Annotated in this window: 10 protein-coding genes and 1 pseudogene; 7 read left to right on the forward strand and 4 right to left on the reverse strand. The window is 60.2% G+C overall.

Annotated features, from left to right (window positions below; all coding sequences use genetic code 11):
* Positions 1 to 148: 148 nt before the first annotated feature.
* Both FJ956_RS28560 and FJ956_RS28565 read left to right on the forward strand, forming a co-directional pair.
* The gene (locus FJ956_RS28560; protein WP_246672115.1) at positions 149 to 859 is read left to right on the forward strand and encodes a thermonuclease family protein; all 711 of its coding nucleotides are present in this window, start codon (positions 149 to 151) and stop codon (positions 857 to 859) included.
* A 319-nt stretch (positions 860 to 1,178) separates the two neighbouring features.
* Positions 1,179 to 1,865 (forward strand): GGDEF domain-containing protein, encoded by a 687-nt coding sequence (locus FJ956_RS28565; RefSeq protein ID WP_246672121.1) that lies wholly within the window; start codon positions 1,179 to 1,181, stop codon positions 1,863 to 1,865.
* Positions 1,866 to 2,059: 194 nt separating this feature from the next.
* On the opposite strand, the gene FJ956_RS28570 is transcribed toward FJ956_RS28565, so the two are convergent.
* The 4 genes from FJ956_RS28570 to FJ956_RS28585 form a co-directional block, all read right to left on the reverse strand.
* Entirely contained in the window at positions 2,060 to 2,935 is an 876-nt protein-coding gene (locus FJ956_RS28570) for a hypothetical protein (protein WP_140679509.1), read from the reverse strand.
* A 682-nt stretch (positions 2,936 to 3,617) separates the two neighbouring features.
* Positions 3,618 to 4,319 (reverse strand): hypothetical protein, encoded by a 702-nt coding sequence (locus FJ956_RS28575; RefSeq protein WP_246672114.1) that lies wholly within the window; start codon positions 4,317 to 4,319, stop codon positions 3,618 to 3,620.
* A gap of 117 nt (positions 4,320 to 4,436) precedes the next feature.
* On the reverse strand, positions 4,437 to 5,747 hold the full coding sequence (locus tag FJ956_RS28580; RefSeq protein WP_140679506.1) for a hypothetical protein: 1,311 nt from the start codon (positions 5,745 to 5,747) through the stop codon (positions 4,437 to 4,439).
* Between the two features lie 552 nt (positions 5,748 to 6,299).
* Entirely contained in the window at positions 6,300 to 6,875 is a 576-nt protein-coding gene (locus FJ956_RS28585; RefSeq protein ID WP_140679504.1) for a recombinase family protein, read from the reverse strand.
* Positions 6,876 to 7,081: 206 nt separating this feature from the next.
* On the opposite strand from FJ956_RS28585, the gene FJ956_RS28590 reads away from it, so the two are divergent.
* The 5 genes and pseudogenes from FJ956_RS28590 to FJ956_RS28610 form a co-directional block, all read left to right on the forward strand.
* Positions 7,082 to 7,561, forward strand: coding sequence for a hypothetical protein (locus tag FJ956_RS28590; protein WP_140679502.1), 480 nt, complete (start codon positions 7,082 to 7,084; stop codon positions 7,559 to 7,561).
* A gap of 98 nt (positions 7,562 to 7,659) precedes the next feature.
* A complete protein-coding gene (locus FJ956_RS28595; protein WP_140679498.1) occupies positions 7,660 to 8,238 on the forward strand; it encodes a hypothetical protein in 579 nt (192 codons plus the stop codon).
* 168 nt (positions 8,239 to 8,406) lie between these two features.
* Positions 8,407 to 10,242: a class I SAM-dependent DNA methyltransferase gene (locus tag FJ956_RS28600; protein ID WP_140679494.1), complete on the forward strand. Its 1,836-nt coding sequence runs from the start codon at positions 8,407 to 8,409 to the stop codon at positions 10,240 to 10,242.
* The gene (locus tag FJ956_RS28605; protein ID WP_140679492.1) at positions 10,239 to 10,613 is read left to right on the forward strand and encodes a hypothetical protein; all 375 of its coding nucleotides are present in this window, start codon (positions 10,239 to 10,241) and stop codon (positions 10,611 to 10,613) included. The genes FJ956_RS28600 and FJ956_RS28605 overlap by 4 nt, the downstream gene beginning before the upstream one ends.
* A pseudogene (locus tag FJ956_RS28610) lies at positions 10,610 to 11,074 on the forward strand (restriction endonuclease subunit S); the annotation flags it as partial. The gene FJ956_RS28605 and the pseudogene FJ956_RS28610, both read left to right, overlap by 4 nt.

Raw genomic sequence — 11,074 nt, forward strand, 5'->3', positions numbered from 1 at the left:
ACGCAACGCCTTGCTTTTCAAGGAATGTCGCTCGCGTCTAATGTATGATCCGGTTCAACAACGGGGGTGGCGCCATGTCGACAGGAGCTAACGGGTTGGGCTCGGGCAGCACCGCCGGCAATCGGCACGATCCCGCGAGGGCCCGCGCGTGAGTCAGGCGAACCCGCCCGGCCGCCCGCTGCTGGCGTCCGCGCTCGGCGGTCTCGGGCTGCTCGCAGGCATGGCGCTGATCGCCGAGGGCGGGCGCCTGCTGCCGCCCGATCCGCCTTCGATCGCATCGGCTCAGGGCGCCGGTCATCTGAAGGCGGCTTCCCATACCCCAACCCATGACGCGCGGCCGGGCCAGCCGGCGCGCAAGATCGCCGAGGATCTCATTGCACCGCCGCCGCTCGACCCATCCGGGATCGAGCGCATCGAGCCGCGTCCTGCGCTTGGCGAACTCGGGCTTGCGCCGCGGCCGAAGACGCCAATGCCGCAGGATTGGCGCGCGACCCTGCTTTTCGGTCCGGTCGCGACCTCCTCGGCGGTCTTCGAAGCCATGGGACGCACCGTCGCCATCAGCGGGACGGTCGACATAGATCCGGACAGGACCTGCACGTTCGACGACACCGCCTGGCCCTGCGGCCAGCGGGCGCGGGCCGTCTTCAACGCCTGGCTGCGCGGCCGGGCGCTGAAATGCCTGCTGCCGCCGGACGCCGACCGTTTCGCCATCGCGGCGCCCTGCGCGCTGGGCAAGCAGGATGTCGGCGCCTGGCTGGTTTCCAACGGCTGGGCGATGGCCGTTCCGACCGGCATTTACGGCAAGGCGGAGGTGGTGGCGAGAAACGCCCGGATGGGAATTTTCGGCCCACCGCAATGACGAGACTGCGGGAAAGTCGGTGGCCAGTTCCCCTCGCGGACTTGCGTGAAAGCAGAATGGTCAGAGCGGTTCATCAATTCTAAAGCCTGGACTGGGCCTACGACCGGGCCGGTCATCAGCCGCGGGCCGCGGCCGCCGGTGCGCCGGATTCAGCGCTTGCCATGGAGAAGACGCCGACTTGCATCAAATTGTACGCTTTCCTGACACCGAAATCGTAACCGGCCTCCTGTAAACGATGCGTCGAACAGGAGATTGGCCCTTGACCACGAAAACACCGACCGCGCCGGTTCAAACGTGGAGGCACCTCATCTTGCTGGCCGTGCTTGGCACCGCCGCCTGCGTCGCGCTTTCGCTCGGGTTGAACTACCTGCTGCTTTTCAGCGACAGCCTCACGCCATTCGGCCGCGGGGCCGTTACGGCAATCGTCGTGCCGATCGTCATCGGTCTGCCGCTGTTTGCCCTGCTCGGCTGGCAACAGATAGAGATGCGCCGCTACCGGCAGGAACTCACCAGGTCCGGCACCTATGACCAGCTGACCGGCTGCCTGAACGGCAAGGTGTTCACCTCAATGGTCGACAGGAGGGCGGCGAGACCGGTCGGTCCGCGCTCGGGCGCCTTTCTGGTCATCCATCCGCAACATCTGGCATCGATCAACCTGCGTTTCGGCCTCGAATGGGGCGACGAGGCCTTGCGGCTGATCGCGTCGGCCATCCGGTCCGCGGTGCGCAAGGACGATCTGATCGGTCGGATCGGAACCTCGATGTTCGGCGTCTTCCTGCCGGGCGCGAGCGAAGAGGACGCCAAGGACGTTGGCGAGCGTATTCGCGGCACGGTCGGCGAGATCTATTTCGCGCCGAAAGGCGACAAGGACGTGCTTGCGATCAGCGTCGGCGGCGTCATTTTCGAGCGTGAGCTGGATTTCGAGGACATGTTCCGCTTCGCGGAGGAAGGCATGGCCGAGGCCCCGGACGAAGCCGGCCTGCGGCTGTCGCACGTCCCCAACTGAGCCTGCGCAATCGCCCGACATGCCCACTTCGATGTTTCGGAAGGCTGGTGCTGCGAGAGAGGATTGAACTCGCCTACCTCGCGACTAACTATCTGCTTTAACTAGCTAAATTTGCCGCGCTAAGGCAGTCTGTGTACCACCCTTGTGTCCTGAGAACAAGCTCCTCGGCAGCCACTTGGCAACAGGGTTGCGGGTTATGGACCGAGGGTTCTGCTTCCCCGACGTTGCTTCCGCGTTCCGGCTGTCCGCGCGATTAGCCAGTGGGCTTGCGTGTGTGCAGCAATGGATGCTGCCTTGGGATGTCCATAGACATTGCCTCGACCGACCGAGATGATACCGAGGGCGTTACTTGCTGCTGGCGGCGGAACAACACCTTTAAAAAGGGCTCCGTGATGCGTCACCGCCAAGTAGTCAAAGCTGCTGTTTGGAAGGTTGATTGTATCGTAATTCGCGTCGCCAACCAGCAATGCTCTCTTGCCCGACTGAAGCGTCACCATGAGTGCCAACCCGCTGTGATTTACTATGTTGGGCAGGCCACTGCACTTGATCAGTTCGCCCCATGGCAAAGAGATGCTCGTGCCAGACCATCCCATGAGCAGGCCTCGGCCCGCGAGAGCGGCGGCAATCTTTTTGGCTCCAGGTCCTAGGCGCTGCACAGGAGCAATCCACGGCGCCTGTCGCAGTTCAGGGAAACGGAAAAAGCCAGAGATATGATCGAAATCCCAGTGAGAAATGACAACTGGAGTACCCGCCCTGGGTGTCGGAGGGCTCCTGGGAGCGGTTTTTCCATTAAAGACAACGGGCCATCCCGCATCGAAATACACCAGAGGTCTTAGATTGTCGTCCAACAGAGTTGCGAAGCTTGCTTGACCGACGTCGTTGATGCTGATCGCGTGGGGAGAAGGTTGTGACGCAAGAATAGACCAGATGGTTCCGGCTTGCGCCAACGCTCCTTGGGGGAACTCACATTTGTTGGCCAAGGCCTTCGCCGCGTCTAGGTCAACACTTGCGGCAGCACCTAAAGACCTGAGAGCGACGTTGATTCGGTTCTTTTTCTTATTCTTCGCCATGCCTGATCGAGCGGACTCAAACCCGTCGACCGCCACTGCAACGACAGGCACTCCATCTTCGGTTAGCCGCAACGCTTCCTGGAGTAGGCCGCCGCCGCTCCCTCCCCCATCTCCCTCGGGACCTCGCTCAGGGCCGCCGCGGAGGTCGTCGTCGCTAAAGAGGAAGGTTGCTGATTGCAAGGTGCCTCGCGACATTTCGCTATACCCGGTCGCGGTAAGTTGGGCGTGAAAGGCAATTGGACCCCCACCCGTCGGCGCAATATCCAAGGCAAACCAATATCCGGGCTGCGGTACTGTGCCAAAAGTCCGGTCAAATAGCCCTTCGGTTGTGAGTACCCGAACAAGTGCGAAGTGACGTTGGTCGTCAGCATCAAATAGTAGGTCAAAGCCTCCGTCAGACGAGACCTCCACGTCTACAGCATCAAATTCATAGGAGTGACGACTGTAGGGGCCGGACCCTATCTGCTCAGCCCGCGCTACTCGTGCGTAAAGCCTGCGCTGTGGGAAGTCTGCGCCAAACACATAATCGTCTCTGTAGCCCACGAGTATTTTCCCCCAAACCGTTACAATTTTTATTCGTCTCTAACGGCAATTGAGACCGTCCGCAAAGCCCCCCAGGCAGGACCAGCAGTGGTTTAGCAGAGCCTCAGCGTTCGTATCATCTGATCGGATTTTGAGTAGCTCAAACTTCCATCTTATTCAAAACAGGCGAATGGTCGATCAGCAATTCTAGCGCCTCCTCGATTTCGGCGCCGAGATGTCTTAGGACACGCCCGCGAGATCGTGGATAGACGTGCAGTTGCTGCGCCCCACCGGGACCGCTTTCCCATTGCCTGTGGGTTCCCGAGGCCATCTTGTGAACGAGCTTCGCGGCCTGGACGCGCTTGTATTCGGACTTGGTCTCCGCCTGGGGATCGTCGCTGATGATCATCTCGACTGCGAGCCACGCGGCGACCACGCGGCGAGGATCGATATTCGCCTTGCGGAGCCTCGCCCAGGCGGCTTTGGCCCGCGCCTCAGGAGGCAGCCCACGAAGCCGGAATGCCTCTATGTGTGGCCCTGCGGCCCGGTAGAGCGTCTCCACGCGGTCGACGGCATTGCGGACCCACAGGTCCTCGGCGTTCGCCTCCAGCCATGCGATGGCGGCCTTACGATACGGCGCGAGTTCCTTGGCCGTGTAGGAGCGCTTGTAAGGGCTGCCGTGACGGGAATAGTGATCGGAATGCTGACGGCAGAAACTCGTGTCCAGGCCGTCCTCTGTGCCGGCACGTGCGGGCCTGTAGCAGCCGATCACCCGACAGCGCGAGAACATGCTGCTCGGCTCGGCAGCACGTTGCTTGACCTCGTTCTTGCGCTCGCGTTTCTTGGCCCAGTTGATGGTCAATCTCGAGTCCCTCTATGGTGAGCTGTGGGTTGCCCCTGATGGGATAGGCAAGGCTTTACCTGGGCAGATCAGGGAGAGAAGAGACCAGGAGATCATCCCTCATTAGAGTCATTCCCCTTAGCCTTCCATCGTTACAGTACCTTCCACATGGACATGTCGATGGAAGGTATCGAGCATGATTTCCCTGGTCATGGAGACAGCTGAGGCCGGGACCATCACGGCGTCGTGGATTGGAAGAGCAACCGCGCCTGATGCCTTCAATGTCAGCAATACCTCGACCATGATCTCGCTCTCGATGAATTGGGCATCATGCCCGAGGCCACGATGGAAACGATCCTTGATCAGCGAATGCTTGGCCTCGATCGCTGTAACCACATCACCGACTTTGTAGCTCCGAGAGAAGAGTGGGCGCGTGTCCTTCGGGAAGCGGCTCAAGGGGTCCGAGGCGAAGATCATGGCGCTCATGACCTTCTTGATGCCCGGTCGGTTCAAACCGTAGCCCCAGATATCATAGAGGTCCTCGAACGGCGGCTTGTGACCCGCCATGCCGTAGAGGATGCGTGGTCCGACCTGTCCGTAATCCAGCTCCACCGCCCGCTCGCCGCTGATCCACAATCTCTGTCGACGTTCGTGTTTGCGAAGGCTCTGCCAGAAGCCACCGAATAGTCTGCCGCCACTGTCGAACCGGGACTGAGTGAAGACGCGGCGTAGCCTTCGGTCATGGATGCTGATCTGCGTCCTTGGCCACGGCAGCCCGTCAGGGTTGAACCGGAGATCGGCATCAGCGATCCATTGGTTGATCTCTTCGAGTTCAGCCCGGTATCGCTCCGTCTCCGGAGTGTCGTCATACTCTTCCAGACCACCTTCATCCCAGTAGTCGTCACGGTCCTTGCTGCGCTTCAGGATAATCGTCTCGCCATGCGGATGCTCACCGAGATCACCGAGCTGAACGCCATGCTCTTCGATCCGATCGAGGAGTCGGGAACCTGGCCTGATCACCGTCGACCGGGACACACCCTCGACCGGCGCGGCGATGTCCTGTTCGATGTAAGCCATCTCCGGCTTGGCCATCAGGTCGAGGATGTAGGGAAACATCTTGCTGTAGGCCCGTGGCCGATAGCGGCTCTTCGCGCCAAGCACCCGATTGGACCGGGTCACGTAGATGTCCGTCGGATACTCGACGAGGTGATGGTGCATGAGGTCCGACAGGATGGCGTCGACTGTCAGGTCGAACGTCTCCTGATCCTTGGCGCGCCGCTTGTTCTTCTTGAGCTGGAAACGGGCCTCGCAGTTCAGCAACCGTCGGATTGCCTCCTGCACGATGGCCCTGCTGATTTCCGATGCAGCAAATCGGTAGGCGTTGAACGGCCTGTCGCGCTCCTCCGCTTCGTCGTCGGGTTCGATCACAGTCGGCGTAGCTTGGTCCATCTGCAAAACTTCTGGTCGTCAAAATAGCCACCCCGCATACGCGGGCACATGCACGGCTATAAGGAGGCAAGGTGTCGCGGCACGATGCTTCGCTACATCGCTGGGCACCAGATGGCATGACGGCAGCGCCAGTCACGGGAAGCAGGCGGCAAGAGTTCCGGCTTTGCCCGCTCTTCCTTAAATGATAGGATGCCCACTCCTTTGAGGGAGAAGGTCCATGAGATCGTATACGATACCGTGCGCCATGCTTACCTTGGTGTTGGGCGTAGCTTCCGCGGTTGCCTGTGATAACCAGACGACCGCCAGCCAGATGCCACCCACGAAAGACATTACGGTCGCCGGCAAGATCATCGGGAACGGTCGAGCACCTGACAGTTCCGGATGCAAAGATGCCAAGAACTCCACCGGCTGCGAGAACTCCGCGACAAGTGCGACCGCTGCTGCGGCTGCCTTGGTCGAGCCAGCCTCTGCGACGGTCACGATTTCGCAGCCCAAATGAGGGCTAGCGCGCTATGCTGAATACCGGACGGCTCTCCGTGGCGTCGGTGCGCCCTATGGCGTTACTACGTCCTGCGGCGACAGCACGCGATAGACCGACGCCTTGCTGAGCCCCGTCGCCTTCATGATCTCGGGAACAGTCTTGCCTTGATCGTAGCGCATCCTCCTGATCTCCTCGGAGCGCTCCGGAGTTGCCTTGCGCTTCCTACCGAACTTGGTCCCGTCTGCCTTCGCCTTGGCAATACCGTCCATCTGGCGCTCTGCTCGAATGGCTGTCTCGAACTCGGCGAACACCGCAAGCATCTGGAGCATCGCACGACCCGCCGGGCTGCTCGTGTCGATCTGCTGGTCGAGAACTCGCAAGGACACTCCATCCTTCTCCAGGCCTCGGACGATGTTCAGAAGGTCAGTGGCGGACCGAGCCAGGCGATCGATGCGAGTAATGAGAACGGTGTCGCCTCGTCTGAGCGCTCTAAGGCACGCCTTCAACTCCGGCCTTCCCGTATCAAGCCCTGACCGCTTCTCCTCGAAGATGTTCTTGGGCTCTACTCCAGCCGCGAACATCTTGTCGCGCTGCACGTCTAGCGACTGGCCTATGGAAGAAACACGGATGTAAGCGAGGTCGGTCATGGCGGTCTCTTCTAAATGTCTAGAGGTTGTGAGACACCCTTTATGAGACATGAAAAGAGGCGTGTCAACGACTGATCTCAAAAGCTATACATTTTGAGACAAGCCGTTGGACAAGCGAAGGGCGAAGCAATTGGATGTCCAATAGATACGTCCCTGTGGACAAGCGGGTTCCCTTCGTTATGTTCGTCCCACGTTGGGGGACTGAAATGTACAAATCGCGCTCGAAGTCGATGCAGCGTGGCGCCGACTACCACAGCAATCGGAGCGGACCGCACGAGCCCATCCCACCGATCGTTCCCATCATGCGGGAGCAAGAGAAGCTCCATTTTGGTATCGGGGATGACGGGATCGCCGCGTTCGTGGAGAAGTTGCGACCCACCGTGATTGGTCTTGCGCGCGGCGGCTACAGAAAGCCCAGGGACGTGGCCCGCCTGCTGAACCAAGCCAGCATCAAGACGTTCGCCGGCCATAACTGGAACCCGCGCCTGGCATCCTTTCTCCTCTCGTTCATGTTCGATGAGAAATACGCGAAAAAGAAACCTTCAGTCGCCAAAACTTCACCAGCCGCTTCCAGACCGCATCCTAACCGGCATTCGATGCCAAGGGCTCCACTTAGCAAGAGCGAAGTCGAACGGAGAGCTGCTGCTTTGCGTAAGGCTGTCGACACCCCAGCCAAACGGTCATGAGGCAACGAGTGCCACATGGGGATGACTGAGGCTTCGCTTGCATTTTGTGGCTGCCTGAATCATCACAGGATCGACGCAAATGGGCATGGGCAGCCAGAATGACGAACAGTCAACACTTTCTCGACATCGCAAACGAGCTTGCCGGTCGGGCGATGTCACCCGACGTGAGGGATTTGCTAAAGGAGGCGCGGGGCGACTTTGGCGTCCTGCAGGGCAATGTGAATGCGCTGCTGAACAAGAAGAACTGGAGCGTCGAGCGGCCACGCATCCGAGTGCAAGCAGACATAAACCAAGCCGGCAGCCTTTCGGTATGGTGGCTTCCGACCATCGGCGAGTTCGAGGCCAAGCATGAAAGCGATCTTGAGTTTGACGGCCGCTTCTTGTTTCAGGTTGTTCACAGGGTCCAACCTAACTTTGGCGCAAGACCGGCGGGCGAACTTATGTGGTTCCGCAGGCTGCACTGGGGTCTGCGGCTCGCCGGCGATACAGGCGAAAGAGCGGCAACCCTCGCAATCCTTTATGGCATCATGGCCCGGTACGAGGAATTGCTAGCACAAATCCGTAACGAGGTGACCATAACCTGCGCCGACCCAATGCGACTTCAAAAGATCGGCGAGGAGGGCATTCGCTGGTCCTTCGATGACGAGGCGAAGCTGGACGACACCGGGTCCGGCTGACCTGCGCCCCTGCCGCAGCAAGCGAAGGGGTACGGGGGGACTTCGCGGTTGCTGCTTGTCGGATCGCCCGGGCGAATTTTTTTGCCAATATTTGGCCCATGTCTTGATGGTTGCGATTTTTAACTCGATGCGATGTATTGACCCCAGAATCGGGAGGGGTCTCGCGGAATGAATCGGCAGCAGCTTTCGTCTTTCATCTGGTCCGTCGCGGACTTGCTTCGAGGCGACTACAAGCAGGCGGACTACGGCAAGGTTATCCTGCCCTTCACGGTACTGCGACGTCTCGACTGTGTGCTGGAGCTGACCAAGGAAGCCGTGCTGGCCGAACATGCCGCCAAGACCGCGCAAGGCATGAACCCCGAACCCTTCGTGCTGCGCAAGGCCGGGCAGACCTTCTACAACACCTCGAAGCTCGACATGCGCAGGCTGATAGGCGATCAGGACAACATCGCCCAGAACCTGTTCGCCTATATCCAGGCCTTCTCGCCCGACGTGCGCGACATCTTCGAGCGCTTTGAGTTCGCCGCCCAGGTCGAGCGGCTGGCCAAGGCAGGGCTGCTCTATCAAGTCACGGAAAAATTCGCCCGCATCGACCTGCACCCCGGCAAGGTCGACAACCACCAGATGGGCCTCGTCTTCGAGGAACTCATCCGCAAGTTCGCCGAACTTTCCAACGAGACCGCCGGTGAGCATTTCACACCGCGCGAAGTCATCCGGCTCATGGTGAACCTTTTGTTCGTCGAGGACGACGATATCCTGTCGAGGCCCGGCGTGGTGCGGACGATCTATGATCCGGCAGCGGGGACCGGCGGAATGCTGTCGGTGGCGGGCGAGTATCTTGCCGAACATAACGACAAGGCTTCGCTTGTGATGTACGGGCAGGAGCTGAACCCGGAGTCCTACGCGATCTGCAAGGCGGACATGCTGATCAAGGGGCAGAACGTCAGCAACATCATTCGGGACAACACCCTATCCGATGATGGCCATCCGCACGAGAAGTTCGACTACATGCTTTCCAATCCGCCCTTCGGCGTCGAATGGAAGAAGGTGGAGAAGGAGGTCCGCCGAGAGGCCGAGCAGCAGGGCTTCAATGGCCGTTTCGGGCCGGGCCTCCCGAGGGTGTCCGACGGGTCCCTGCTGTTTCTGCTACACCTTCTCTCCAAGATGCGGCCAGCAGTCGACGGCGGCAGCCGCTTCGGCATCGTGCTGAACGGCTCGCCCTTGTTCACGGGCGGGGCTGGCAGCGGCGAGAGCGAGATCAGACGCTATGTACTGGAGAACGATCTGGTCGAGGCCATCGTCGCGCTGCCGACCGACATGTTCTACAACACCGGCATTTCCACCTATGTCTGGGTGCTGTCCAACCGCAAGCCAGTCCACCGCAAGGGCAAGGTGCAGCTAATCGACGCCTCCAGCTTCTGGAACAAGATGCGTAAGAGCCTCGGCTCCAAGCGCAAGGAGATGGGCGACGACGACATTGCCACCGTCACAAAGCTGTTCGGCGGCTTTCACGAGGCGAAGCTGGCCACGGCGTTGGACGCCAGTGGCAAGGAAGTGGCGCGGCTGGTGGTGCTGGCGGGCGAGCGGCCCCCGGCGGCTCCCGAGGGTGGCAAGGTCAGGCTTGCGCCGCTGTCTCTCATCTTCCCGAACGAGGCCTTCGGCTACCGCATGATCACCATCGAGCGCCCCTTGCGCGACGACAGGGGCCGGGTGGTCCTTGGCGAGCGGGGCAAGGCAAAGGGCAAGCCACAGGCCGATAGTGCCCTGAGGGACACCGAGAACGTGCCGCTCTCCGAGGATGTCGACGCGTTCTTCCGCCGAGAGGTTCTGCCCCATGCCGGGGATGCCTGGGTCGACCACGAGAAGACGAAAGTCGGCTATGAGATCCCCTTCAACCGGCACTTCTACGTCTTCGAGCCGCCGCGTTCCCTTGCGGAGATTGACGCCGACCTGAAGCAGGTCACCGACCGCATCCTGACGATGATCGGGGAGTTGTCGGCGTGACTGGCGAGGAATTGAGAGAAGCGATCAGGGCTTTGCTGGTAGGCCATCCTACGATTTCCGTTTCGTCCAAAGGCCATGCGACACATGCCGAACGCTATGTGGCGTCCAACGGTGCGCCGCTGGGATTTGAGCCCGCTCGGGTCAGGCACCAGAACCTGTGGGTTCGTGCCGACAGCGTGCGTGTAAACCGCCTGAGCGATATCGACAGTGAGCGTTACGACCATTCGACGTTCGCTGTGAGCAAGCCAAATCACAACCTCTTCGGTGAGGCCGCGTTCAAGGACGCAGACCTCATCTGCTTCAAGCTGACAGACCTGTGGCAGGCTGTGCGGATCATCACGGAAGTCGCCGGCTTGGGTGTCGAAAAATGACGCACCATGACACCTCCTTTCCTGTTGGGTGGAAGAACACACGGCTTCGTTTCGTGCTTCGGCTCAACCCGAGCAAAACAGAGGTTAGTGGTCTCTCCGAAGACGAAGAAGTTTCGTTCCTTCCAATGGAAGCGATTGGAGACGATGGCTCGCTTCGACTTGAGGCCACACGCCGCCTTGGCGATGTCCAATCTGGCTACAGCTACTTTCGGGACGGCGATGTTGCCGTTGCAAAGATCACGCCATGCTTCGAGAACGGCAAGGGAGCCCTGATGCAGGGTTTGGTCGGTGGCATTGGCTTTGGCACCACCGAGTTGATCGTTGCTCGCCCACACCAGAGACGCTTGGTTGCCGAGTTCCTGAATTGGCTGTTTCAATCCGCAGAGTTTCGAGGCTTCGGCGAAGGGGCGATGTACGGTGCCGGTGGCCAGAAGCGTGTGCCGGACGACTTTGTGCGGGAC

This window comes from Mesorhizobium sp. B2-4-3 (genome assembly GCF_006442815.1).
Lineage (GTDB): Bacteria > Pseudomonadota > Alphaproteobacteria > Rhizobiales > Rhizobiaceae > Mesorhizobium.

Coding starts and splice junctions, on each gene's coding strand:
- FJ956_RS28590 (WP_140679502.1), top strand. CDS start 7,082: ATGTACAAATCGCGCTCGAAGTCGATGCAGCGTGGCGCCGACTACCAC.
- FJ956_RS28585 (WP_140679504.1), bottom strand. CDS start 6,875: ATGACCGACCTCGCTTACATCCGTGTTTCTTCCATAGGCCAGTCGCTA.
- FJ956_RS28600 (WP_140679494.1), top strand. CDS start 8,407: ATGAATCGGCAGCAGCTTTCGTCTTTCATCTGGTCCGTCGCGGACTTG.
- FJ956_RS28570 (WP_140679509.1), bottom strand. CDS start 2,935: ATGGCGAAGAATAAGAAAAAGAACCGAATCAACGTCGCTCTCAGGTCT.
- FJ956_RS28595 (WP_140679498.1), top strand. CDS start 7,660: ATGACGAACAGTCAACACTTTCTCGACATCGCAAACGAGCTTGCCGGT.
- FJ956_RS28580 (WP_140679506.1), bottom strand. CDS start 5,747: ATGGACCAAGCTACGCCGACTGTGATCGAACCCGACGACGAAGCGGAG.